The organism is Paenibacillus sp. FSL W8-0426, assembly GCF_037969725.1.
GTDB lineage: Bacteria > Bacillota > Bacilli > Paenibacillales > Paenibacillaceae > Paenibacillus > Paenibacillus hubeiensis.
Genome location: NZ_CP150203.1, coordinates 3,181,013 through 3,207,834, shown reverse-complemented (window position 1 = coordinate 3,207,834; position 26,822 = coordinate 3,181,013). Strand labels below are relative to the sequence as shown.

Genomic DNA, 26,822 nt, shown 5'->3' with positions numbered 1-26,822 from the left:
GGTTACGCTTTGATTTTTTTGGTTATGGTTACGCGAGAAAGGTATTGCTGTCTTTGAACCTCTTTCCAATCCGACAACGTTTGCAGGAGAGCTTCTTCTACCCAAAGCATTTCTTCCCGGGTATGCATGTCCGAGAACAAGAAATAACCTTTGGTGAAAATGCCGAAGTGGGCCATTTTTTTCACCATAAATTCACGAAACGGGTCTGCCTGGAAATTCTCTTCCGAAATGGATTGGATGTAGAAACTCGCATAGGTTCCTTTCAGTGCCAACTGATCGGTTAATCCGAGCAAAACCAGTTCGGACTCGATCCGGTCCATAATCCGCGCAGCGGGCTCTCTCCAGCTCGGCCATGTCTTCGCGTTTTCCATCAATTTTTCGCAGGCGATCGCTGCCGCGAGCGCGGTCGTTTCGCTGGAATGGGCGTTGCTGAATTTGACCTGTCCCGACAACGACATCAGATGCTCTGGTCCAAGCACGGCACCAAGGGGCAATCCGTTCGCCATGCCTTTGGAAATGCAGAGCAGGTCAGGCCAGATGCCGTACTCCCCCGCTGTGGCCTGCTTGCCCATGCGAATGCCGGAAGTGACTTCGTCAAAGATGACGATGATGTCCTGCGATCGGCAGAGCGACACGACCCGCTCCAGGGCATCGCGTTTCCATTCGTTAGGGCACAGCACAATGCAGGCAATGTCTTCGGCCGAAGATGCAATCAAAGGTTCGATGCGTTCAGGCGAGGGTTTGTCCACCCAGATGGTCGTGCGTTCGATATCCACCGGAATGCCGCGGCCTTTGGTTTCGCGGCCATAGTAGCCGTAAGCAGACCAATCATGCCACCCATGGTACGCCGTCGCGATCACTTTGCTTTTGCCGCTCCCTGCGCGTGCAAGCCTCACTGCCCCGCTGACGGCATCGGCACCGCTTTTGGTAAATCGGAGCGAGGCATATCGGCCTTCGAACCGCTTCAAAATCAATTCGGCGCATTGCAGCTCGATCTCGGCCGGAATGGAATAACTGGTTCCTTTTTTCAACTGATGGATGACGGCCAGCTGAATCTCATGCCGGGCATGTCCCCAGGAGGCAGTTCCCATGGCCATTTCGCAATCCAGCCACTCGTTCCCGTCAATGTCCGTAAAGCGGGAATGGCGAGCCTCCGCGCAGCAGACGGGGGTGTGACCGGGAAACAATCGTTCCGGCGCCTTGGCAAGCGTGCTGCATCCGCTCGGGATGACTTTTTCGACCTGTTCCAACCACTCCAGATTCCGGTTAAACCTGACGGCACGCTCCAGCGCGCTCTCTTTTGTATTCACAGACAGTACCTCCCTGTTTGCTTGGTTTTTTCGATTAGCGTACTTTCGTTCCAGGCCAGCACCCGTCGTAGATGCGATCCATCGTAATGACATTTCCATACAAGTCGATGATCAGGTCTTTGGCCCTTTGGGCATGCCTCATCTCGATCCAATACCGGTTTTCCAGCAGTCGGGCGAAATTGTCCACCAAAAACAGCAGCCGGTTCTCGGTATGGATCAGTTCCTTGCCGAGTACCTGCGGTAGCCAGATGGCTCCATTCGAATGGAAACGGTTGGAATAGTCCCGAACTTCGGCAACAGGCGCAATGTCCGCTTCTTCCAGCTTCGTCCAGAACGTTTCCGCATCGCTGCGCACCTCGGCGAGATCAATGCCTACGATCGGCAGATGTCGGTCTTCGCCTTGGCCTTCAAGCTGTGACTTCAAGTGACCGAATACGAACGGCCAGATATCGGCTTCGATTTCGTTGCCCCATTTCTTCCAAAACCGCGCCAGATTGTTTTTGCGGTTGAAGTTCCGGTGGATTCCGCTGCTTCTTTCCCAGTGGTAAGCAAGGATGTCGGGATTGATGACCGTATCGTAACCTGCGGCCCGTGCCCGCATTTGATAATCGAAGTCTTCGTATCCATTAAAGAACTTTTCGTCGAGCAAGCCGATCGTCTCGTACACTTCTCTCTTCATGCCGAACATGGCGAAGACGACGAGTTGAACCGAAAAGGTCTCTTTCGGGATATCTTCGGGAGACGCGTTCAGGAAGAGATGGCGGCCGATCGTGTCCGCAAAAGCGATGCCGCAGTGCTGTACGCCGCCGGTTTGCGGATATAACAGCACGCCGCCGGTCATGCCGATCGTAATATCCCTGTCCAGCGTCTCTTTCATCATCCATTGCCAGTTGGGCTGAAGAATCGTGTCGGAGTCCAGGAAGAAAATATAGTCGCCTTTGGCGATGCGCAGCGCGCTATTGATGGATACGGCACATCCGAGCGGAAAATCATGCTGCAAAATTTCGATGGTTACGCCTTCTCTGACTTCCTGCTTCAATTTTTCCAAATGCTGCAGGACGGCCGCACCCGAGCCATCGTTAATGAAGATGATTTCGCTGGACGGGCTAACCGTCCGAAGCAGCGAATCGGTGAAGAGGTTCAGAATGTTATAGTCCTGGTTAACTGGCACGATAATGGTATAAAGCATGGAATCCCTCCTGTAGGATAATGTGGAACGACTGACTCTAACCGATTCAAACCTGCGGGAAATGACTAAACAACCCACCTCCTGTCCGAATCCCCTGTCTTAACTTGGCAAAGATTTGAATCTAATAGAAATTTATATCAATTTTTGGGATTTTTAAATCTTAAATTCTGAACTCTATCAAAATCTGAATCTCTCACTGAAACACCTTTGTTGCAGCCAGTTTGCAGCCAGATCGCCTGGTCTTCATGTCGTCTCAGCGGTTATCGTGTTAAATTTGCGATATGGTTGATTTGGCGAGTTAACAAATGAAGACCAACAAAAAAAGCAGACCTGTTTGGCCTGCCCCCATGGCATTCTCTTTACTATATTTCGCCGCTGCATGTCCGAAACGATTCCCCCGGCAGTCCAATGCCGCGCCAACCGCTTACATCGCATTGACCGTACTCATTATCTCCCACAGCGACCATGATGCCGTTCTGTTGAAGGCCAAGGGTATGCGTGCAGCCTGCCGCTACCGCCACGATATCCCTCCAGCTGTCTACATCGCATTGGCTGTACTTGTTCCAACCCGCTGCCTTTACAGTGCCGTCGGCTCCAAGACCGATCGTATGATTACTGCCCGCCGCTATGGCGACGATCCCGTTCCAATGGCTTACGTCACATTGGCCTTCGTGATTACGCCCTGCAGCAACTACGGTGCCGTCCGACTTTAGTCCAATAGTATGGAGGTAACCTGCCGCCACCGCTACGATATTGTCCCAGTCGTTTACATTGCATTGGCCATACCGATTATTGCCCGCAGCCATTACGGTACCGTCCGATTGAAGCCCGACAGTATGCCAGTCACCCGCGGAGATCGCTATAATATCGCGCCAATGGCTAACATTGCATTGGCCTTCATGATTTCGACCCGCAGCAACCACCTTCCCATCGGCTCCAAGCCCAATCGTGTACCGCCAACCCGCTGCTACAGCTGCAATATCTTGCCAATCGTTTACATCGCATTGATGATGCTTGTTCCAACCTGCGGCAACCACCGTGCCGTTCGATATAAGGCCAATCGTATGGGCATTTCCCGTATTCGTCGCCATATGAACATTACCGGCGGCAACCGCCACCACATCTCGCCAGTCCCCGACATCACATTGGCCGTGTTTGTTATCGCCTACAGCCATCACGGTGCCGTCCGATGCAATTCCAACGGAATGACGGCGCCCTGCCGCAATCGTATTTTTTGGCCACGGTTTTACTTTTAAAGCAGCTTCCATCGGTGAATAATAATCCATGCTTCGCCTCCTTCAACAACTGGATTTTTGAATGCTTTTTTTCCGAACTTACCCTATCCGTTACACCACTCCCCCATTTAAATAGGGGCTGCTCCATCATAATAACACCACCTTGCGACCGATCGCTTGACCTTAGTATTATACCAAGGTTTATCGTGGTGAATATCCAAAGTGATTATTACATTCAGGGGTGGTTGTATGATGCTGCAAGAACAGTTCGATCAAGTATACGACATTATGAAACAATCTTTTCCGGAGGCTGAGTATCGTGAATATTCGCAGCAATTGAAGCTGTTGTCCAATTCGAGATATCTGCTTCTTACCGAGAAGAATGAACAGAACGAAGTCATTGCCTTCCTCGCAGGCTGGGAATTCGAGACGTTTCGGTACGTTGAAAATATCGCCGTTTCCCCGGGCATTCGCGGTGGAGGCATCGGCAAGCGGCTGATGGAACGTTTCATGAAGAGGTCTGCTCTGCCGATCGTATTGGAGGTGGAATTGCCCGAGAATTCGCTGAAGCGAAGAAGGATCGGATTTTACGAGCGTTTGGGATTCCATTTAGAGGAGGCTGCCTATGTTCAACCGCCGCTGCGCGCAGGACAGCAGCCTTTGTCACTCCGGATCATGAGTTATCCGGAGCATTTGACCCCTTCACAGTTTGAAGAAGTGAGGGATGTGCTCTATCGGGAAGTGTACGGCGTATCTCCGGCAAGTACGGTCGCCTGGAATCGCTGATGTTATCCGGTTGGCAAGACAACGCGCCGTATTTTTCCCAGCTGTTCAAGAACCTAAGGGGATCGCCCCCAAGTCGTATAGATTGGCAATCAAACAAACGTAACAATAAAGAGATTGAAATACATCATGAAGAACAAGGCTCTGCTAGAGGTACATAACCCCGCAGAGCCTTTATCGATTATTGTGAATGCCTAATTGAACTTTCGAATTGAACTTTCGCTTACTTATCAAGAAAACAAATTTGTTCCAGTTTCTTTCCATTCCATCAGGTATTCCTCATGACCGGTTTGCTCATCCAGAAGCTCTTCCACGACATGAAAGCCGTTTTTCTCGTAAAAACGTACGGCCGAGGCATTTTCTTTGTACACTTTTAGCGAGATTTTTGATTTTTTGCTTTTGACAAAACGAAGCAGCTCTTTGCCGTATCCCTTATTCTGACGCGATGGATCGACAAAAAGCGCTGCCAAATAGTCATCTACCATCGAAACGAATCCGGCGATTTCTTCTTGATCGTAGATGACATAGGTTTCCGACATCGGAATATACTTGTCTCTCATTTCGGTTTTGTTGGAAAGCCAATAAGCCTCCTCGATAAAATCATGGGCTTGAACCGAGCCTTTGTACCAAATTTCAGTTAAAATATCGACATCGCTCTGCTTATGTAATGTTATTTTCACTATGATCTCACCTCTATATTTTTTTCCCAATCACTTATGTATCCTAACATAACCTTCAGCTCCCAAGCAAAATGGAGTCTCCTCATACAAAATTAGCCGCTCCCGACTGCGAAGCTTTCTCCCTTCCTCCTTACGCTTCCTCACCGAATCACGCAATCGATCGATCAGGAATACAATGTTATTCAGGACAACGGGTTCATCCTTCTCCCATTTTCACACATATTTGATTCCATGCACCCTCATCGCTATTTTGAAAGAGTTCACCTTATATTCATTGACAAATCTATATATTGATATAGAATTAGAAAAGCAATCTACATATAGCGTATTTATAGATAGCTTTTACGTTTAAGGAGGTTAATGATATTGCTGATCGTGTATGATTCCATCACTGGCAATGTGAAGAGATTCATCTCCAAGCTTCACATGCCGGCCATCCAGATCAATAGTCAAATGACGATCGACGAACCATACGTACTCGTGACATATACAACAGGTTTTGGACAGATACCTGACAAGGTGTCTTCTTTTTTGCAAAAAAACTCCAAATATTTGATTGGCGTTGCCGCGAGCGGCAACCGCAACTGGGGCGAACGTTTCGCCAAAAGCGCGGATTTGATTTCCGCATCCTATAACGTGCCTGTAATCAGCAAATTCGAGCTATCCGGCACCAAAAAAGACGTAGAGCATTTTGAACAGGAGGTAAGCCGCCTTGAAACATATTGAATTGAACAACATGCTGCTGCAGCGCGACTCCGATGGCTTTTTCCAGTTACATAAGGATCAGGAAGCTGTAGCCGAGTTTATGAAAGAGATCGAAGAAAAGAGCATGCGTTTTGCCACCATCGACGATCAAGTCAGCTATATGATTGAGAATGATTATTACGAGGACTTCTATGCTTCCTACACTGCCGATGAAGTGAGACGAATCTTTGAAATCACGCGCAGTTACCAGCATCGCTTCCCTTCCTACATGGCAGCTTCGAAATTTTATACCGATTACGCGCTGAGAAGCTATGATCGCAAAACGGTGCTGGAGCAATATCCGGATCGCGTGGCAGCCGTAGCGCTGCATTTGGGTCGCGGAAACTTCGACACAGCTTCTTTGTTGTCCCGTTCCATGATGGAACAGCGCCTGCAGCCAGCCACTCCGACATTTTTGAACGCGGGCAAAAGCCGGCGCGGAGAGCTGGTATCCTGCTTCCTGCTCGAAATGGACGATTCCTTGAACTCGATCAACTATGTGCTGAATACATGCATGCAGTTGTCCAAAATCGGCGGCGGCGTTGCCGTGAATTTGTCCAAGCTGCGCGCCCGGGGCGAAGCCATCAAAGGCGTGGAAGGTGCCGCCAAAGGCATCACGCCCGTGCTCAAGCTGATGGAAGACGGCTTCTCCTACGCGGACCAGATGGGTCAACGCAAAGGCTCCGGTGCGGCTTATTACAATATTTTCGGTTGGGACGTCATGGAACTGCTCGATAGCAAAAAAATTAATGCCGATGAGAAAATTCGCCTGAAAACCCTCTCCATCGGGTTGATCGTTCCGAATCGTTTTTATAAGCTGGCCCAGGATAATGAGCCTCTTTACCTCTTTGCACCATATAGCGTATACCAAAATTACGGAATTCACCTGGATGATATGGATCTGGACGAGATGTACGACACCTTGGTCGCCGACGAACGCGTGAAAAAGAAAAAATCGTTGATGGCGCGGGATATGCTCACCAAAATCGCCATGGTTCAACTGGAATCCGGCTATCCATATATCATTAACAAAACGAATGCCAATCAGGCACACCCTTTGAAAAACGTGGGACAAATCAAAATGTCGAACCTGTGCACGGAGATCTTCCAGCTCCAGGAAACCTCTGAAATTACGGACTACGGCCAGCCCGATATCATTCGCAGAGACATCAGCTGCAATCTGGCATCCCTCAATATCGTGAATGTCATGGAAAGCGGCAAAATCAAAGAATCCGTTCACGAGGGCATGATCGCGCTGACTTCCGTCAGCGACATGACCCATGTCGCCAATGCTCCCGGCGTAGCCAAGGCCAATTCGGAAATGCATTCGGTCGGCCTCGGCGCCATGAATTTGCACGGGTATTTGGCCAAAAACAAAATTGCTTACGAAAGTTTGGAAGCCAAGGATTTTGCACGCACGTTCTTCATGACGATGAATTTTCACTCCTTGGAAAAAAGCATGGAAATTGCGAAAGAAAAGGGCCAACGTTTCCACGGATTTGAAGCATCCGATTATGCGACAGGAGTTTATTTCGATCGGTACCTGTCTACGGACTACTCGCCTAGCACGCCAAAAGTGCAGGAGCTGTTCAAGGGGATATTCGTTCCGACAACGGATGATTGGAATTGGCTGAAGTCCAAAGTGCAGGAACACGGCCTATATCATGCCTACAGAATGGCCATCGCGCCGACGGCAAGCATTTCTTACATTCAAAACGCGACCTCCAGCGTCATGCCGATCGTGGAACAGATCGAAACGCGAACCTATGCGAATTCGACGACGTACTACCCGATGCCTTACCTGCAGAAGGATAATGTGTTCTATTACAAATCGGCGTATCAAATGGACCAGTTCAAAGTGATTGATCTGATTGCGGAAATTCAGCCTCATGTGGACCAAGGGATCTCGACGATTCTCCACGTCAACAGCGACGTGTCTACCCGGGACCTGGCCCGCTGTTACCTGTATGCCGCTCATAAAGGGTTAAAATCCCTGTATTATACACGCACGAACAAGCTGACGATGGAAGAGTGCATCGCTTGTTCCATTTAAACTAATTTACCTGCGGGTATGACGATTGGAGTTTGATATAAGATGCAGCCTATTCAAGCCGTGAACTGGAATCGCCCGGATGATGATTTCACGCTGATGTTCTGGAATCAAAATATTATGCAATTTTGGATCGATGATGAAATCCCTCTATCCGATGACAAGATGACATGGGTAACGCTCAGCGATGAGGAAAAAGAAGCTTACATGAAAGTCCTTGGGGGATTAACCCTCCTGGACACCATTCAGGGCGGCGTGGGCATGCCGCAAATCATGGAACATGTCGATGGACTCCAACGCAAGGCCGTGCTTGGTTTTATGGCGATGATGGAGCAAATTCACGCCAAGTCGTACAGCAGCATTTTCACGACGCTGGCAACGACCGAGGAAATCGACGGAATTTTCCGGTGGGTCGAACAAAATCCGTATTTGCAAAAGAAAGCTTCGATCATCCGCCAGTACTACACCAGCATTGAAACGCCCAAAGACTTATACATGGCCATGGCCGCTTCCGTGCTTTTGGAAAGTTATTTGTTTTATAGCGGGTTCTTCTATCCGCTCTATTTGGCCGGGCAGGGCAAACTGACGTGCAGCGGTGAAATCATCGACCTGATCCTGCGGGATGAAAGCATTCATGGCGTATACGTGGGCGTGCTGGCCCAAGAAATATACGCCGGTTTGGACGAAGCGGAACAGAACGAGCTTTATCAGCACCTGGTCGATTTAATTCAGACCCTACATCAGAATGAATTGCGTTACACCGAAGAATTGTATACGCCGATTCATTTGACCGATGACGTGGAAGCTTTCCTTCGTTACAATGCCAACAAAGCGATGATGAACCTGGGCTTTGAGCCATTGTTCGAAGACGCGGAAGTAAACCCGATCGTATTGAACGGAATCAGCACCCACACCAAACAGCATGACTTTTTCTCCAAAAAAGGCAACGGATACGTTCGTGCGTTGAATGTAGAACCGCTGACGGATGACGATTTCCGCTTCGAGTGAACCGTATAGAGCTCTTCATGATCAACAAATCGATAAAGAAAGGCGTTTAACCGGATTGGATCAGCCGGGTGTTCGCCATATCAACGAAAAAGCACCCGCAATGGGTGCTTTTCTTTGAGTTCAATCTTAAATATGCAAAGCTGACAGGAGCTTATAGATCATGGCTGCCGCTTCGGCACGGCTTGTCATGTTTGCTGCACGCACGGTATGGTCGGCGTAACCTTCCACGATGCCTGCTTGAACCGCTGCATCCATAGCCTCCTGCGCCCAAGCCGGCGTTTGCGAAGCATCCGCGAATGCCTTACCATTTTGGCCGCTGGTGTCAACTTGAACCTCGCTGCTGAGCTTCAGCGCGTTTGCGAGCAATACGGCCATTTCAGCCCGGGTAATCGTACGATCCGGCTTAAACGTGTTATCGCCGTATCCCTTTACAATGCCAGCCTCTACGGCAGCGGCAATATCCTCGCGAGCCCAGGACGGCAGCGTTGTTTGATCTGCAAAGGCCGCAGCCGACGCAGCAGGTTTCAATGCCAGCGCTTTGCTGAGCAATGTCACAAACTCCGCGCGCGTGACGTTCCGGGACGGTTGGAAGCTGCCGTCGCCATAACCTTGAATGACGTTCATCCCCATCAAGCGATCCACGTAGTCTGCCGCCCAATGTCCATTCAGATCGACAAGAGATTTCGGTGCATAACCGGCCACGATAAACGTGCCCAAATGATTCACATCTGCCGTGATGCTGCCTGCGGCGTGAGAGACTCCGCCGACGAATACCCAACTTTTGCGGTCTTCATGGTAATAATAGATCGCTGGGCGTTCACCGTCGGATAGTTTGGAAGAATCGTAATTTAATGTCAAGGAAGCGTCCTTATTCAGAATACGTCCTTCGTTTCTAGTAATCCGGATTCCCTCTCCCAGAACGTTAAGCGATGAAGCACTAGGCAATCCGTCTTGAGGAACCAGGGAAAGTTGCAGTGTCTCCTTTCCTGGAAATGTTCCAACGGGTGCGTCAAACTGAGCTTTGTTATCAATGCCTGTGCGCACGGCCTGGTCCGGTCCAGTCTCTATCTTGACCTCGGTCACAGGAGCTGGTTCCGCTCCCGGATTGGCAGGATTTGTAGAGTTTGTAGGATTGGCAGGTTCAGCCGGTACAGCTGGCGAGCTGCCACCTGTGCTGCTGCCCGGGTTACCGCCTCCGCTGCTGCCGCCAGAGCCGCCGCTTCCTCCGGAACCTCCGCCGCTCGAACGAGGCTGCACAGTCACCGTGCGCGTTACCTCTTGTGCCTCATTTCCGGCAAAATCCTTCGCATGATAACGAATGGTATATATTCCGGGTATTTGCGTATTCACTGTACCTTCTATTTTCACGGAACCGTCGATGCCCACATTGTCCGCTGCCTGTGCACCAGGCTCGTTATACGTATCTCCTACATTCAGGGTCATTTGGCTGCTGCCCTGTAACATAATCACCGGAATCTCCCGATCAATTTTGACGATAAGCGGAAGTGTGTACTGCTGTCCCAGATTATCGGTAGCTCTGAACAAGAGTGAATGTTCACCAGGTTCGGTGACTTCAACCGGCGTATTTTCCTCATAGGATTCATAGCTTTCTCCCCCATCCCGGGACAACTCTATGGTCGCCGAAGCTGCCGGAGCATATACCGCACTGGTGACGCTCAACGTGACAGACTGGTTGGTCCATGTGTCCGTACGATACGGCTGCGCATCCGCCGTGGTCATCGTTCCTTTCAACACCAATGCCTGATTGTTCCGTCCTTCGACGATGATCTTGAACACCTTTGTATCCGTCACGCCGCCGCGGCTTACGGCTGCCGTCAGCTCCAGCTGCTCATTGTTATCCGGCTGGGTTAACAGCTTGCCTTCATCGTTTATCAGCTCCGGTCTGGAACTGGACCAACGGATCGCTGCGCCATGTTCGCCACTGACAGGAAGCGTAAGGTCGGTTGTGACCGCGTTCAGATCACCCAGATCGATGCCCTGAATGGTATCGTTAACGGCCTGCTCATCACTGTATGGCGCTGCGCTTACGAAAATCGGATTGGAATAGAACCACAGATCGCGATAATTGTTATCGTTGATTTCATTGAATCGGGCTGCAGCATCCGCCGTGGTTACTTTGGGGTCCAGCTGCGGTTCCCCGTTTACCGTTTCTCCCTGCACGTTCATGCCCAGGTTCGTTCCGCGCAAACGGAAATATTGATCCTTATCCGATGCTTTGATCTTATACGTGATGACATTGTATCCCTCCGCGTCCGTCGCCCAATCATCCGAGGTGAACGTTGCCAACACGCGGGTAGAATCATTGGTATCCTTACTGTACTCCGGTGTCCCTTTTTGGGCTTTGCCGGTCACATCGCCGGCGATCAGGTCAACATGGTCCACGACAGGGGCTTGCCCTACCTTGATGCCGCTGTTGATCGGATTTTCATAATTGTTGGTCGACGGGCTTTTGAAACGGATCTTGATTTCCATGTCGTCCCCTTGGGTCACTTGCAAATCCTCGCCCATTTCGGATTGGGAATCGTTGCTTGAAATCGTGAAATCCAAGGCATTGATCAAGTCTCCAAATACGGAAAATGATTTGCCGGAGCGCAGTCCGTCAAGCACCGCTTGCATGCCCGAACCCTCTACCCAAGCATAGGTTTTGGCATACTCGCCCGGGAAATAACCGCTGGAATTCGGGTCAATCGTTTTGAAATGATAGTCCGAGTTGCCATAATTCCAGAAATGGCGTCCCTCTCCAAGCAATGCATCCCATAGACCGCCCACTTTGGCAACCATGTAATCGACACCGCCATATGTGCGGTACTTGTAGCCGTCATCGGCGGTTGGATTCGATGTATTGTAAGAGGTGTTATACCCGCCGCGATCCGGTTCCATCTGGTTGCCGAGCATACCTTCAATACCGAAGACCACTTCGGGGGCCAGATCGTTGAAATCGCGAAAATCGGCGATCGTATATTTGTTTTTGCCGCGCGAAGGATGATTAATCATGGCATAACTGGTCATCGGATAATGAGTGGAGAGCCATTCAATGGCGGTAAGCGCATCCTGATGCGTCGAATAGGCACGCGCTCCTTCCGCATTCCATTTGGCTACATCCTCGGCGTCGAACATATTGGCATCACGATTCGTGAACCGATATTCAAATTCCTTGGCCGCTTCAAGTGCCTCGGTGGAATTGGGTTCATTCGTCAGAATGCCTACGCCGACATGTTCGTGTGTGGGCATGTCCCACTCAAAACCGGAGAATATCGTTTTGCCAGCGTAGTTCCCCTCTTCCTGCAGCTTTTTAATCTGCGGAACTTGATATTCATTCATGCCGAGCGACATGGGGATAGGCCCGTTCTTAATGACATTACCGTCAGCATCACGCTTGGACGTCCGCAAATGATCCGTAATCGCAATCCAGTCCAGCCCATACTTGTTCAGACCGTTGTCCAGCACATTTTTGAGCGAATTCTGTGCATCATCCGACTCAAACGTATGCACATGCAGATCTCCCGTCTGCCACGATCCTGTGACATTCGTTGTCGATACGGGGTTATTTCCCGTTACCGGATCGCCATGTGCCGTCCCTGCAGGCATGATTGTTCCCGCTACCAAGCCTGTCGTCAGCGGAACCAGCGCAAGCATGGCCAGCATTTTCTTTCCTTTACTCCCGAACAACATTGTCCACCATCCCTCTGTGTGTATGTAACGAAGTTAATATAAGGGACGTTGCGGACAAGATCAACGGAATGAAAGCGTATATCAAAATTTTGACATAGAGTTACATTTGTTAACGTTTTACTAACACTTTCTCATATGCTCATAGATACGCTTTTACGCTTTTTTGCTTCAATAATAACTCGCCACAGGGTCCGCAACCCCCTTCCCCCTAAGACCGTAGGAAGTCACACAATGTTCACGACTCAGGAATATTCCACCACCCTTGTGGATCACAGGAAAAGCAAGTCCTGGGCATTCAACGATCGCTGCGTAAAATGATGTGTTCTGTAAAATGAACAGATAACTTCAACAAGATGACTTTGACCAAACAAGCCGCTGCATATGATCGCCAACAACCCCACGGATGCGTGTCCTGCCTGTATTCCCCGCTGTAACGGGCATATCTGCCCCCCGCTAACAATGTAAGCAGAAGGTAAACTGATTGTTGCCGTATCATCAAATTGGAGATATGGGCCCGTGAAAGGTTTGACTACATTGTCCTCCTTTCAGCGTTATTTCTTATAAATATGAAAAGAGAGCCGCAAATTGCGCGACTCTCTTCGGTATTATTTTTTATCGGCCCTGCTGGTTGACCGTTTTAAGATCAGTCGTCGTCTCCTGTTCAACAAACGTACCCCACGTTCTCCTCCTCAATAGAGGTAGCCTAATAAGTCCAGATCTGCCTCTTCCCAATCGATCTTGCCTACTTTTTTGATCATCAGTTCGTCCATGGCTTCATGGCCTAAGCCAATGGAAGTTTGAAATCCATCATCGATTTTCAACCATTTGCATTTGTTCTTCACCGGTTTGTAGCCATTTTTCAAATATAAAGTCATGTTATCCGCAAACAAAAGGATAAAGTCAATATTTCGACCCGCACAAAATTGATCCAATTCCGCCAGCAAGGACGAGCCTATTCCTTGGGAACGGGCGCTTTGTGAGACGCATAAATCAATGACGCCGAGTACCCTGATCGGTTTCTTGTTTAAATTCATGACTCTGTAATCCAATCCAACATGTCCGACGAGTCGATCTTCCTGGTTGTAAACCAGAAATCGCAAATGCGGCAATTGCTTGAAATAAATCCGGTGCTCAGGGTACACATCCGGAAAACTGGCGATCAATAAATCTTGTATTTCTGATTGCAATTCATGGCTTATATCGTATTCGTATACTTTTTCTATTCGCAAAGTAAAAGTAATCTCCAATTTCATATTTATTTGGTCGCTGTGCCCACGCGTTGCAAGCCCAAAACATTAAACCGGCTCGCGGACGACATCTTTCTGATACGCCAGCACTTCCTCCCATTCACCGCTGAAAATCGGGATTCTATAATAACCCACCCGTTCATAAAGCGCTGCCGCTTCCGGTTGCTTCGGTCCTGTTTGCAGCTTCAGGTTGCTATAGCCGAATTCCCGTGCCAACCGCTCCGCTTCGGCCAATATCGCCTGCGCCACGCCTTTGCGCCGGAAATCCGAGCGGGTATACATCCGTTTCACTTCCACCGAATCTTCGTCAAGCGGCCTGATTGCCCCGCAACCGACGGGATATCCGTCAAGACGGGCCACGATAAAGGCCGAGCGTGGTCCCTCCACGTCGCTCGGCGAGAAACCAGCCGTACCGTCGCCGCCATATAATGCACCCAATTCGATGCTTAACTCCCGAATCAATTGTTCCGAATCCTTGCTGCGCACATCTTCAGCGGCAGCTTGCACTATATGCGTCATGTATGATACCCCCTTCATTCACATTGAAATTATTGGCTTAATATCGATGTATATAAGCTATCACCAATACCGTACGAGCGTCAATTGCCGCATATATTGAAATTTTCAATAAGAACGCAATTCGTACAAATTCGCGGGCAGTGCTTGCACAAACGGCGACCATTCACCGGTCGTATACAGATGAAGACGATGCATGGCCCGCGTACACGCGGTATAAAGAAGCTTTCGCTCGTTTTCCTGCGCGTATGTTTCGGGTGAAGCATCGTAGATCAGGACGGCATCGAACTCGACACCTTTGGCGAGATATACGGGAATCACCATGACTCCTTTATGAAATCCCAAAGTATCCTTTGTGATCAAGCGAAGCTTCTCACCTCCATGAACACGCAGCGATTCGTAAACCTCCCGGCTTTCGGATGCACTCTTCGTAATGACGGCGATCGAATCGAACCCTTCGGCCATAAGTCCATCGATGTCTGCCCAGATTTGCGAATAGCGCTGATCCGCACCTTCCGTTTGCACCAGGATCGGTTTATGGCCTCCGCGTTGAAATGGCATAATCCCCTCTCCGTCCGCAAGCATCGATCTTGTGAATTCGACGATTTCCCTGGTTGAACGATAACTGCGCACAAGACGAATAAGTCTGGTTTCGTTTTCCCCAAAAAGACGAAGCAGCGGCGAATCATCTGCGTCCAGACTTGTCGCCTGCAAAAAGATCGCTTGCCCGAAGTCGCCGAGCACCGTCATCCTGGCACGCGGGAAAAGCTTTTTCAAATATTCATATTGCAGGGGTGAATAGTCCTGACCCTCATCAACAAAGACATGCCGAATATCCGTGTTCGTCCGGACTCCTTCGATCATTTCCTTGACATACAGATACGGCGTCGCGTCTTCATGAAACAATTCGTTCCTCATCAGCTTTTCCTTGGTCTGTTTGCATATTTCCAACCAAAGCGGAGGCGTTGCAGCGCCATTCGTTCTCTCCCGATAAACGGACTCGTCAGCAAACAATTGGGCATATATGCGTTGAACATTCACAAATTTAAATTTCCTTACGCTTCTTCTCAGCGGTGCAAAGCGTTCTTTCACGACCTTGCGGCGCAGCAACTGTTCCTCTTTTACGGCATAGTCGAAATCGCCCTCATCGCCCCGGCGCTGCTTGGTTATTTTCTCACGAACGACGGCATAGTGCTCCGTTAGATCCAACAATTCCTTTTCTTTGTGCAATGAGCGGTAAGCTTCCGCATATTGGTCATTATCGAGGTAACTCAATTCCTCCTCTACCCAAGGCGCATCCCGTTCCGCACGCTCAAGCGATGCGAGCTCTTTCAGCAGCCATTCCTGCAAAAGAGCGATGCGGTTAACCACGGACAAGGAACGGTCATAACCGTAAAATGTCGTCTTCATTTGCTCTGCCGTAATCAGCTCACGTTCCCGGAACCGGATGCTGTTGAACTGCATGCCTTCTTGCCCCAGCCACACTCCATAGTTTTGCAGGGCTTGCATGAAAACCTCGGAAGCTTTGTATTCGATGCCTTGAATGCGGGCCTCATATCCTGCCGAACCTCGCGCAGTCAGCACATATTCAATCTGATCAAAAACATCCTCCAGACGGAGTGCGGAACCCAGCCAATAGTCCAGATACTCTTGAAACGTCGTCTGCTGCATGTTCTCCTCGCCAAGCTCCGGAAGGACGGTGGAGATATAGCTGTTAAACATCGGATTCGGCGAGAAAAGAACGATTTGATCCGCCCTGATGGTCTGACGATGTTTATAGAGCAGGTACGCCACCCGCTGCAGTGCCGCAGAAGTTTTGCCGCTGCCGGCTGCACCTTGAACGATGAGCATCCGGTGATGGTCGTCGCGGATGATGGCATTTTGTTCTTTTTGGATCGTTGCCACGATGCTCTTCATTTGCGAGTCCGCGCCTTTGCCGAGCACCTGCTGCAATAACTCGTCCCCGATCGTCTCGGTAGCGTCAAACATGTTGCGAATTTTCCCGTTCTGTATCTGAAACTGCCGCTTGAGCTCCATCGTGCCTTCGATCTTTCCGACCGGCGTGACATAGGAGGCTGGCCCTGGAGAATAGTCGTAGTACAAACTCGCGATGGGCGTACGCCAGTCATAGATCAAAAAATTCAACCCGTCTTCGTCAAGGAAGGAAGAAACCCCGATATACACCTGTTCACTGGAGTTAAGCCCCTTCTCGTGAAAGTCGATCCGTCCAAAATACGGGGACGTTAACAAACGCTTCATATTGTTCCATTGCTGGACCAACCGCTTATGACTGCGTTCCCTTTCTGCCAGCACTGCGGATTGCTGTTTAATCGTATAGAAGGTTTCCTCGAAGTCTTCATCCGTAGCCGTATTGATCGTGACTTCTTCCCAGAAGCGTTTGCGGATGTCGCTGGCCTGATCTCCCAGCCCTGCAACCTCGGGCTCCAGTTCATCCATTCTCGCTTGCAGTTTAATTTTGACCTGTTCCAGCCGTTCCTGTTCTTGATGCCATTCATTGTTCTTGATCACGTTTAGGACACGCTCCTCTTCCAAGTTGTTGGGCGAAAAAGAGCATTGACAACCCCAAATCCAGAGTGTATAATTAAATTAGGGATAAAATTAGTAACACAATTTATTTGTTTTGTCAATGACGCTATTGATTATATCATGGCGTTTGTTTTAGTTCAATTCTTTTTTGATATTACTGAACATACCTTGTTATTGAAAAAGGAAAAGATGCTCCTCCTGTTGAGAGGAACATCTTTTTTTGTTGTCCTTGATGTTCTCTTGAAAGCGATACTTCGACCTTCGTTGAATCTGGTCCTACCCTGGCTGTGATCCATGGCCGAGCTTATTGGCTGCATTAGACGGTTAACGTTGACTTTTCGGACATAGGAGCGTTATTCTTTCAGAAGATACAAATTGTATCGAACCCCAACTTCTTCTGTTCACTTAACTTGGCTTCTCGAGGATTCGCAGCTTATGCCAATAAGGAGGCTCATACATAATGAGTTTAACGATGTCTCGTGGACAAGCATATATTCACAGATTAAATGACGATCGGAATGTGTGGTTGGACGGTGAACGTGTCAGCATTCCCCATCACCCGGCTTTTCAGGGAACGCTGCAAACGATAGAACGATTGTTCAATCTGGCGGATGAACCCGAAACGAGGGATACGGTCGCTTTTTGGGACGAGCAGACGGCAGGATATGTTCACCGCGCTTTTCAACTCCCCCTCTCCCCTAACGATATCCAACGCAGAGCGGGTGCCTTTCGGCTTTGGGCTGACCGGACCCATGGCGTCATGAGCCGGTTATCGGACTACGCCCGCTCCCGTCTGACTGGCTGGTATGCGACTCGCCATGACATGGCAATATACGATCCTTATTATGCAGACAAATTAGCAGCCTACTATCAGGAAGCTAAACGAAAAGACGCGTTCCTGACCATTGTGCAGCGCGATCCGCAGATCAACCGATCCTTGCCTGTCGGCCAAGATGAGGACGCCATGCTGCGCGTTGTTAAAACAAATGCCGAAGGCATATTCCTTCGTGGCGCCAAAATGGTGGCCACTGCGGCCCCTTATGCAGATGATATCGTCGTTTATCCGGTGCAGCGAATTCCGGCGGATCGTCCGGAGCTGGCCCATATGGTCATCGTGCCTGTCTCAAGTCCGGGCTTGCACCTGGTATGCCGGGAATCTTTTGCTGCGAAGACCCCCGACCCAAGTCATCCGCTCAGTGCACATTATGATGAAATGGACGCGATCCTCTTTTTCGACGACGTACTGGTCCCTTGGGAGCGTGTGCTCATACATAACAATCCGCAAGCATTGTGGCAGATCCGCAGCAATGCCGCATCGTCCAGCTTGGCTTACCACCAGAGCATCATTCGTCTGCATGCAAAACTGGAATTCATAACGGCCGTAACCTCGGCGGTTGCCAACGAAATCGGCGTGGATTCCTTCCTGAACGTTCAGGAACAGCTTGGGGAGATGATCAGTCAGATGCAAACTATCGAGGGACTGATCATCGCTTCTGAAGCCCAGGCCAAATCGGACGCGCATGGCAACTGGCTTCCTTCATTCCAATTCATCGAAACCGCCCGCAATTTGGGAAGCCGGTATTATCCGCGTGCCGTGGAAATTTTGAAAACCATCGCTGCAGGCGGGCTGATCCAGATTCCCTCCGGAAACTTCGATCGTAATGAACCGCTGAGACCTTTGCTGGACAAATACCTTGGCGGAACGACGATGCAAGCTTTAGAAAAAATTCGCCTGTTCCAGCTTGCTTGGGATATAACGGGCAGTCCGCTTGGAGCGAGGCATGATCTTTATGAACGGTTCTATGCGGGAGATCCGACCCGCAACCGGGCAAATCAATATGTGCAATACGACAAGGAAACATTAAAAAAGAAGGTTGAACCATGGCTGAATATCCATCTGTAACCGTGCTCTGGCCTGCCGCATTTTTTTCATAGAACAAAGCTCCTGTCCGTCACTCCGGGCAAGAGCTTTTCTTTATTGGAACTTAAAACAAACCAACGCTGCCAGATGTTTGCTCTTCAGAACGCGGCCGACGGATTGTTGCGAATGGTTTGCGGGGTAGCCCCATAAACTTGTTTAAACTTTTTATAGAAAAAACTCATGCTCTCATAGCCGACCTGTTTGAAAATCGTCTCAAACGGCAATTGGGTGTTCACGACCAAGGAATAAGCTGCATTCAACCTGATGTTGGCAATCAGCTGCGTATACGTCAAACCGGTTACCTTTTTCAACTTGTTGCTCAAATAGGTACTGTTATAGCTAAAATGGTCGGACAATTGCTGCAGGCTCAAATTCCTGTAATGTTCCTCCATGTAATTCAAAATGGCCGTGATGTTGTTCTCCTGCTCGTTCAGGCGAATGTTGTGCTCGCTTTCCAATACGCGGACCAGTTCCCCAAACACGATCTGCATGTACGCCTTCACCAATTCCATCGAATCGTCCTGCTCGGAATAGTACTCTATCAACATTCTTCGCAAAATATATTGCAGGTTGTCGTGATCCTGGGATTTGAAAATAATGAAGTGATCATGGTGCTGATGCTGAAGCACCGAGTTGGCCAGAAATTCGCCAATCAAGCTTTTTTTCTTCGACAACCGCTGCAGGAACAGCGAAGAGATCGTCTCCCTTTGCAGCAAAATATTAATAAGGATATCGTTCTCCCCGAGCGGGGCGATGCTATGAGGCACATCCTTGTCCAGCACGCACATCTGGCCTTCGCCCAGCTGAATTTCTTTTCCGGCGATGATCTGATGGCACGTTCCCGAATACACATAGTTCAACTCGATGAATTCGTGCATGTGTTCCAGCATCGGAGCGAAGCGGTTGTGCTTTTTAATATAAATATCGTGTTTGCCAAAGAAAAACGATGCGGGCATGCGATACATCTTCCGCTGCATGTCGAAATACCGTTCGTCTTCGGATTCTGCGGAAAGATCGTTGATGACCTCATTGTTCCGCTGCTGCAACCGTTCGATGTCCGTTTTGGTTCGCAGCAAGCGATCCAGCTCTTGAAGATCCATGAACGACACCCCCTCTTTGCTTAGATCATGGAGAAGCGGGCAGCGGACTGCCCGTGGATGGATACTACTTTCAGTGAGAAACCGTTACCCGCCCAGCACGGCTGCCTGATCTCGATTTGCCTTTCCTTTGACGGCAATTCCCAGACAGATCACCGCAGCAACCGTGAACACGACGGCAGATACGAGAAATGCGAATGATGCAGTATCATTGCCAAACATCGTGCCGACTGCGTTGATGACGTAAGGTGAAGCAAACGCTCCCAAATTGGAGCCTACCATCGCAATTGATATGGAAATCGTTTCGCTGCCTTTGGGCACGATTTTGGTCAGCGTCGTAAAGATATAAGGGATGAACAACGCAAAGCTGAATCCAATGATCAGCATAGCGATCGTCACCATGGTTACGCTCTGGGAAACCCACAACAGCACAAAACCTGCTGCCGTCAACAAGCTTGAAATAAACGGGGCGTAACTTCTGAACCATGTATATATTTTGCCAAACAAGAACCCGGCGACCATGGACGACAAGGAAAACAATGTGAATGCGGTCCCCAAAAATCCGGCATTCGACATGCTTTTCTCGCTAATCATAATGCCCGTTTTGGTGTACACGATCATGATAAACGTCATAAACAGGAACAATGCGGCACTCAGTCCAAGCACGGGCATCGATACTCCACGGCTTTTGGTGCCCGTTTCTGCTGGAGTCTGTGAAACAGGCTCGGCGCGCTTTGGTTCAGGTACGACAAGGAAAAACAGCAACGCAATAGGCAGCGCAATGGCATAACATAAGAAAGCATACTGCCAATCGATCAAGGCAAGCTGTCCGGCTACAAAGGTAGCGAGGCTGCTTCCCAGCCCTTGAACGGCGCTTTGGAATCCCACCAGCTGGGCCCGTTCGTCTCCCTCGAAAAAGTCGCTGATCAAGCTGACGGCAAGCGAGTTGAATATGCCAAGCCCGGCGCCGAGTACCAGTCGTAACGCGAGAATCCAAGTGATATTTGTTGTGAACATCGGCAGGATTCCCCCGGCCAGCACCAGCAGGAGCCCAAGCATTACCGTATTTTTCTTGCCCAACCTTGAAGAAATCGGGCCGCTCAGCAGCACAAACAGCATCATGGAGAAGGAAGGGATCGTGACTACGCTTTCGATCAGGGAACTGGATACGTCCGATAACTGGTTCAGCATCATCGGAATAATGGCCGAAATGGCACTCGCTGACGTCAAGACCAAGGAAATGGACAGCAGGGCGGTTTTGAATAAAATGCGATTTTTCGTCTTCATGACAAGTCTCTCCTCTAGTTTACGCGATTTATCTTCTGGATGCATGCACGGGGGCAAGAGCCGGCTCGTATTTATACTGGAACGTGTACTGTCCTGAACCTGCTGTAAATGTCAATCCGTTCTCTCCATTGTGTTGGAACACCTCCGCGTTCCCCTCTATCCCCATTTTCCCGGCCAATTCCGGCGGAATGTTAACTGGCGGATTCGCAATCGAAGGATACTGCGCGGCAATGGTCCGCTGCAATACATCCGGTTCCTTTACGCCTGGCAGCGTAATTACGGCTGTTGTATTGTGCGGGATATTCACTTCAAGCAGCATTTTCCCTTCCACGATTTGCCATTGGACCTCAAGGGCTCCATATGGCGTTTCCAGTTTGCCGCGTGCCGACGTCAGATTAACCGGGGGTTTGGGGGCGATTCGCGATTTTTTGTAACCCGCCTCCAACAGATCGATTCCCGCAATGCTGCGATACATGAAATCGCCGATCGAACCATATGAATAGTGGTTAAACGAATTCATCGCCGTACTCCAGAACGATCCGTCCTCTCTGATGCTGTCCCAATGCTCCCACATGGTCGTTGCTCCCCGTTCAACTTGATAGAGCCATGAAGGGTAATCGTTTTGGAACAATAATGTATAGGCTACATCCGCATAGCCATTGTCGGATAAAACCAGGCAAAGATATGGTGTGCCGACAAAACCGGTATCCAGATGCATGTTTTTCTGTTCAATGAGCCGAACGAGTTCCTGGATGACTTGCTTTTTATGCTCTTCTGGCACCAAATCAAAGTGCAGGGCGATGACCTGTGCAGTCTGTGTTTTGGAGGTGAGCTGGCCTGCCTCGTTAAAGTATCGGGCGGCAAATGCCGCTTTGATGCCTTCGTGCAAAGACTGGTAGGTTTTATAGTCGGTATAACGGTTGAGCAGTTTGGCCGTTTGCGCGACGATCTGCGTTGAATACGCAAAGTAGGCCGTGGCGACCAACGTTCCGTCCGTTGCCCCGAAATAACTTCCTTCCTCGCTGTCCAATGCCAGCCAGTCTCCGAGCTGCAGTCCGGTATCCCATAGACATTCTTCGTTTCCTTGTGCTCGTACGTAGTCGACCCAAGCCTTCATGCTCTCGTATTGCTGAGCCAAAATTTGCTTGTCGCCATAACACTGATAGATCGTCCACGGGCAAATGACGGCTGCATCTCCCCAAGCCGCTGTCGTTCTCCCTGTGTTATCCGCAAATGTCCCTTTAAGTACGTCCGGAACGACAAAAGGAACCGCCCCGTCTTCCATCTGGTTGTAAGCCAAATCTTTCAGCCATTTGCGAAAAAAAGAAGCCGCATTCATATTGAAACTGGCCGTTCTCGCAAAAATCTGCGCATCACCGGTCCAGCCTAACCGTTCATCACGCTGCGGGCAATCGGTCGGCACATCCAGAAAGTTCCCCTTCTGTCCCCAAACGATGTTATGCTGCAGCTGATTGAGCTTGGGATCGGACGTTTCGAACGTACCGATCGGCTCCATGCCCGAATGCAGTACAACGCCGGTGAAATCTTCAATCGTGATCCCGTCCGGAAAACCTTCAAGCTTCACGTACTGAAAGCCCTGGAACGTAAAATGCGGCCGATACGTTTCCGTGCCATTTCCGCTGCAGATGTACGTAATCTGCTGTGCCGCATCCCGAATATTATCCCGGTAAAAGTTTCCGTCCCGATCCAACACCTCGCCGTGAACCAGATTCAAGATCGTGCCCCTTGGTGCTTTGACTTTGAATTCCAGCCATCCCACCATGTTTTGCCCCAAGTTCAGCACAAGCTCCCCTTTGGGCGTTCGAATGAGTTCAACCGGTCGGAGACGATTCATGATCCGCACGGGTTCGTTCTCCTGGGCAACCAGATGGCTCAAAGGAAACGGCATGACTTTCATCATTTTGCGTTCGTTCACGGTTGGATTTCCGTCTTTCGGCAACGCAAGCCTTGCATCATAAATTTCGCCGTTATAGATGTCCGACATCAGAATGGCGGAGCCCGTTTCTTCCCAAGTGGCATCGGAGCAGATCAGCTCGGTACGGCCGTCTTCATAGCTAATTTTCATTTGCAGCAGTAAGGCATTGGTATCCCCATACGTGTCCTTGCGCTTTTGCCATCCTAGATAACCGCTGTACCAGCCTTCACCCACCGTTGCTGTAATGGAATTATGCTGCTCGCCAATAAGATCGGTGACGTCATAGGTTTGTACCTGTATGCGATCGTTATAATCCGTCCATCCCGGGGTGAAGTAGGCCTCGCCTACTCTTTGCCCATTCAACTGTAATTCATACAATCCGAGGCAGGTCGCATAAATAACGGCTTTGCTAACCTTGCCCTCTACCGAGAAAGTTTTGGTGGTCGCAAATGGTGCCCGCGCCTGAAAGCCTTCGTGGATGCTTCGCTTCTGGACAGTGATCCATTGCGCTTTCCAATCCTGTTCATGCAGCAGCCCCATTTCCCAAAATGCCGGCTCGCTCCACGCGGACTCTTGCGGCTCCGCATCCCCTGCCCCTTGGGCCCATACTTTGACCCGATAATAATATCGTTGGCCCGATTCCAACGGCGGCCCTTCGTATGGAACAAGAACGGATTGCTCCGAGTAAGCGAAATGGTTCCAGATCAGCGAATCGAATGCCGCATTCAAAGCGACCTGCAGTTGGACCCGTTTCTGCGTGACATGCATGCTGTCGGATTCGATGTGCCAGCTTAACCGCGGCTTCGGGCACCCCAGCCCAATCGGATTGTTGAAATGTTCGCATCGAAGCGTTTTCACTTTCAGCATCATATGATGACCTCCCCTTGATCCTCTTGCGTAACTACTATAATTAAAACGCTTCCAAGGAAGGAGCGTCAATGTTGGATTCTTTCATGTTGAGTGCTTGATTTACAGGTGTTGATGGTTGGGCAGGCAGTTTACTCAAGTTAATCTAAGCAAGAAACAACAGAAAAAGCCGCTCCAAGGCGGCTTATGAACGGCTTAAAGAACGGTTGTATTCCTTCTGATCGTGAACATCATTCCAACCATGAATCAAAACGCATGACGGGCTGCAGGCTCATATCGTTATTCGACCCGTTCCAGTCTATCGTTGAAATGAGTTCTTCCACCCGCTTCAGCCTGAAACGTCGTTTTAAACTCTTGCGTACACACGGTAAACGTTCCTGTCGATAATGTGCGAATGGTTGCCGACGCTAGCTTGCCGCTCTCCCAAGTCATATCCACCTCGGCATTGCCTTTGACCCGAAGACCGGATACGGTTCCCGTGCTCCATGCTTGCGGCAGCGCAGGCAACAAACGGATCTCTCCTTGATCGCCCTGCAGCAGCATTTCCGCAATGGCAGCGGTGCCTCCCATATTCCCGTCAATGACAAATATGTTGCTCTCCGCCCCCGCGATCCCCGACTTCGAATAGGTTAGCAGGTTATCAAAGCAAAGTCCGCTTATTAAATGGCGGATATGTCTGTATGCCGTCTCACCGTCATGCAGCCTGGCAAAGCACAGACCGAACAAGGCGGCCGTAAATTCGACATCCTCCAATTCTTCCTGGGACATCCGGTTCTCCAGCGTCACACGCGCTGCCTTGCTCAGCTCCGGTGTCCGCTCAGGCGTGATTCGGTTCCGCGGATACAAGGCAACCATGTGCGACAAATGCCGATGCTCCGGCTGTGCTTCTTCATAATCCTCCAACCACTCCTGAAGCTGACCTTTCCGGCCGATTTGCAGCGGCGGCAAGATGGCGACGGCTTCCTCCAGCCTTGTTCTAAGCCCTTCATCCCGATTCAGCAGCTTCGCCGCTGTCAGGCAAAACTCGAATAACTCGCGCACCAGCATCTGGTCCATCGTTGGCCCCATAGACAACTGGTGAACGGTACATCCGGCATTATCGGCATAGAAATGATTTTCCGGGGAGTTCGACGGGCCTGTCACCAGCCAGCCATATTTCGGATGGACTGTCATATAATCCAGGAAAAAAACGGCCGCTTCCTTTAGCACCGGATAGGCCGTGCTTTCCAGAAATTCGCGATCCTGATGGTACTCATAGTGCTCGATCAAGTGGGATGCGAGCCACAATCCCCCCGTAACATTCAGCCCCCATGACGTTTCCCAGCCGGGAAGCGTGAAGCCCCACACATTGGAGAAAACATGGGCCACCCAGCCGTCGCTGCCGTATAATTGTCGAGCCGTCGATCGGCCTGCCTCCGCCAAGTCTTCGATATATTTGAACAAAGGAAGGAGGCTTTCCCCCAGATTCGCGATCTCCGTCGGGTAATAATTCATCTGGGTATTGATATCCAGATGATAATCGCAGCTCCAACCCATGCGGCATGCCTCGCCGTCATTCCAAGCCCCTTGGAGATGCATCGGCAGCGGGGAATCACTGCGTGAGCCCGCAATGGTCAAATAACGGCCGTATTGCAGGAACAATGCAAACAGCTGCGGGTCGTCATCCCCGTCCTGCGCCAGTGACCGGATGCGTTGGTCGGTAGGCAGGTCGGCATGCACCGGGCCGTCCAGCTGAATGCGCACCTTGCCGAATGGCTCGGCGTAATCGTCGATATGGTCCTGTCGCAAACGCGCATATCCTTTCCTCAGCGCCTGATCCAGCGTGAAACGGCTCTCCTTTTTCCAATCGGAACCTATACGGCGGTAGTCTGTGCTGACCGTAAAATAGATGATTGCCTCATCTGCACCCATTACCGTCATTCGCCCATTTTGCTCACTCACCGTGCCGCCTGAAACAACTACCTTTACGCAGCCTTCGGCCCATACGCCGCAAGTCCCGTCGCTATGCACGGTTTCTGTTGCCTGTCCGTTGAAACCCAGCGTACTGTCATCAATGGCGATCGCCTGAAACGACTCCGTACTTCCTTCCAGCCAAAGGGTAAACGATACGTTTCCCGAGACGTTGCCCCACACTCTTGAGGCGACAAGGTCATCCGCATGTGTGGCAAAAACCTCGCGATACAACGTAGTGCCCTTACTCACCCACTCTGCCTTTGCTATCGCTTCGCCTAGATCGAGTTCCCGCCTGAAGCTTGCATATTCATAGCTGTCCACGTCGGTATCGCTGAATTCGATCACCACTTCGCACAATCCAAGATTTGTGCCGTAATTCCGCTTTGGCGGCTGCAGATGCTGCTTGGCCAAACGATCGCCTTCATCGATATTGCCGGAGAAAAAATGATGCCTCATCTCATCCAGCGCTGCTCTGCCTCCCGTTGAAGCAAACGCGGAGTCCGCGTCCGCTTGGCCGGACCAGTACGTAAGCTCGCTCATGCTCCACACCTCGCGATGCACATCGGCCATAACCACCGCACCGATTCTTCCATTGCCCAACGGCAGACCTTGAGCCCACGTAACCGCAGGGGTAGAGTACCATAATTTGAAATCGTCCATTTCGTCCTCCCATCAGAGAAATCGCTTCGTAAGCCCCTCGTCCAGTGCTATGAATGTGCCGAACCGAACAAACGGCCTCCTGTTCATAGACAAAGCACA

Annotated in this window: 17 protein-coding genes; 5 read left to right on the top strand and 12 right to left on the bottom strand. The window is 50.2% G+C overall.

Annotated elements, in window-relative coordinates; all coding sequences use genetic code 11:
* Positions 1-2 precede the first annotated feature (2 nt).
* From MKY59_RS14515 to MKY59_RS14505, 3 genes are all read right to left on the bottom strand, one after another.
* Positions 3-1,310, bottom strand: coding sequence for an aminotransferase class III-fold pyridoxal phosphate-dependent enzyme (locus tag MKY59_RS14515; protein WP_339278149.1), 1,308 nt, complete (start codon positions 1,308-1,310; stop codon positions 3-5).
* 34 nt (positions 1,311-1,344) lie between these two features.
* Complete coding sequence (locus MKY59_RS14510) at positions 1,345-2,499, bottom strand: glycosyltransferase (RefSeq protein ID WP_236413960.1); 1,155 nt, start codon at positions 2,497-2,499, stop codon at positions 1,345-1,347.
* A gap of 362 nt (positions 2,500-2,861) precedes the next feature.
* Entirely contained in the window at positions 2,862-3,785 is a 924-nt protein-coding gene (locus tag MKY59_RS14505) for a chromosome condensation regulator (protein ID WP_339278148.1), read from the bottom strand.
* Positions 3,786-3,983: 198 nt separating this feature from the next.
* Between MKY59_RS14505 and MKY59_RS14500 the strand changes: the two genes are divergently transcribed.
* Positions 3,984-4,520: a GNAT family N-acetyltransferase gene (locus tag MKY59_RS14500; protein ID WP_339278147.1), complete on the top strand. Its 537-nt coding sequence runs from the start codon at positions 3,984-3,986 to the stop codon at positions 4,518-4,520.
* Between the two features lie 227 nt (positions 4,521-4,747).
* Here MKY59_RS14500 and MKY59_RS14495 read toward each other — a convergent pair whose 3' ends face one another.
* A complete protein-coding gene (locus tag MKY59_RS14495) occupies positions 4,748-5,197 on the bottom strand; it encodes an N-acetyltransferase (protein WP_339278146.1) in 450 nt (149 codons plus the stop codon).
* Between the two features lie 366 nt (positions 5,198-5,563).
* Between MKY59_RS14495 and nrdI the strand changes: the two genes are divergently transcribed.
* Genes nrdI through nrdF form a run of 3 tightly spaced genes read left to right on the top strand, consistent with a single transcriptional unit; the run spans position 5,564 to position 8,999 of the window.
* Positions 5,564-5,923: a class Ib ribonucleoside-diphosphate reductase assembly flavoprotein NrdI gene (nrdI, locus tag MKY59_RS14490; protein WP_339278145.1), complete on the top strand. Its 360-nt coding sequence runs from the start codon at positions 5,564-5,566 to the stop codon at positions 5,921-5,923.
* The gene (nrdE, locus tag MKY59_RS14485) at positions 5,910-7,994 is read left to right on the top strand and encodes a class 1b ribonucleoside-diphosphate reductase subunit alpha (protein WP_236413954.1); all 2,085 of its coding nucleotides are present in this window, start codon (positions 5,910-5,912) and stop codon (positions 7,992-7,994) included. The genes nrdI and nrdE overlap by 14 nt, the downstream gene beginning before the upstream one ends.
* A gap of 42 nt (positions 7,995-8,036) precedes the next feature.
* On the top strand, positions 8,037-8,999 hold the full coding sequence (gene nrdF / locus MKY59_RS14480) for a class 1b ribonucleoside-diphosphate reductase subunit beta (RefSeq protein WP_236413953.1): 963 nt from the start codon (positions 8,037-8,039) through the stop codon (positions 8,997-8,999).
* 126 nt (positions 9,000-9,125) lie between these two features.
* Here nrdF and MKY59_RS14475 read toward each other — a convergent pair whose 3' ends face one another.
* The 4 genes from MKY59_RS14475 to helD form a co-directional block, all read right to left on the bottom strand.
* The gene (locus MKY59_RS14475; protein WP_339278144.1) at positions 9,126-12,692 is read right to left on the bottom strand and encodes an S-layer homology domain-containing protein; all 3,567 of its coding nucleotides are present in this window, start codon (positions 12,690-12,692) and stop codon (positions 9,126-9,128) included.
* Between the two features lie 689 nt (positions 12,693-13,381).
* A complete protein-coding gene (locus MKY59_RS14470) occupies positions 13,382-13,945 on the bottom strand; it encodes a GNAT family N-acetyltransferase (protein ID WP_339278143.1) in 564 nt (187 codons plus the stop codon).
* Between the two features lie 42 nt (positions 13,946-13,987).
* Positions 13,988-14,458: a GNAT family N-acetyltransferase gene (locus MKY59_RS14465; RefSeq protein WP_236413950.1), complete on the bottom strand. Its 471-nt coding sequence runs from the start codon at positions 14,456-14,458 to the stop codon at positions 13,988-13,990.
* A 105-nt stretch (positions 14,459-14,563) separates the two neighbouring features.
* Positions 14,564-16,981 carry an RNA polymerase recycling motor HelD gene (helD, locus tag MKY59_RS14460; RefSeq protein ID WP_339278395.1) on the bottom strand — a complete coding sequence of 806 codons (2,418 nt, stop codon included), beginning with the start codon at positions 16,979-16,981 and terminating at the stop codon, positions 14,564-14,566.
* Positions 16,982-17,462: 481 nt separating this feature from the next.
* On the opposite strand from helD, the gene MKY59_RS14455 reads away from it, so the two are divergent.
* Positions 17,463-18,905, top strand: coding sequence for a 4-hydroxyphenylacetate 3-hydroxylase N-terminal domain-containing protein (locus MKY59_RS14455; protein ID WP_339278142.1), 1,443 nt, complete (start codon positions 17,463-17,465; stop codon positions 18,903-18,905).
* Positions 18,906-19,021: 116 nt separating this feature from the next.
* On the opposite strand, the gene MKY59_RS14450 is transcribed toward MKY59_RS14455, so the two are convergent.
* The 4 genes from MKY59_RS14450 to MKY59_RS14435 all read right to left on the bottom strand — a co-directional run bounded on the left by MKY59_RS14450 (position 19,022) and on the right by MKY59_RS14435 (position 26,723).
* Positions 19,022-20,023 carry a helix-turn-helix domain-containing protein gene (locus MKY59_RS14450; RefSeq protein ID WP_339278141.1) on the bottom strand — a complete coding sequence of 334 codons (1,002 nt, stop codon included), beginning with the start codon at positions 20,021-20,023 and terminating at the stop codon, positions 19,022-19,024.
* 84 nt (positions 20,024-20,107) lie between these two features.
* Positions 20,108-21,307 carry an MFS transporter gene (locus MKY59_RS14445; protein ID WP_339278140.1) on the bottom strand — a complete coding sequence of 400 codons (1,200 nt, stop codon included), beginning with the start codon at positions 21,305-21,307 and terminating at the stop codon, positions 20,108-20,110.
* A gap of 28 nt (positions 21,308-21,335) precedes the next feature.
* Positions 21,336-24,110, bottom strand: a complete 2,775-nt coding sequence (locus tag MKY59_RS14440) for a family 78 glycoside hydrolase catalytic domain (RefSeq protein WP_339278394.1) — start codon at positions 24,108-24,110, stop codon at positions 21,336-21,338.
* Positions 24,111-24,389: 279 nt separating this feature from the next.
* On the bottom strand, positions 24,390-26,723 hold the full coding sequence (locus tag MKY59_RS14435; RefSeq protein WP_339278139.1) for a glycoside hydrolase family 95 protein: 2,334 nt from the start codon (positions 26,721-26,723) through the stop codon (positions 24,390-24,392).
* Positions 26,724-26,822 lie beyond the last annotated feature (99 nt).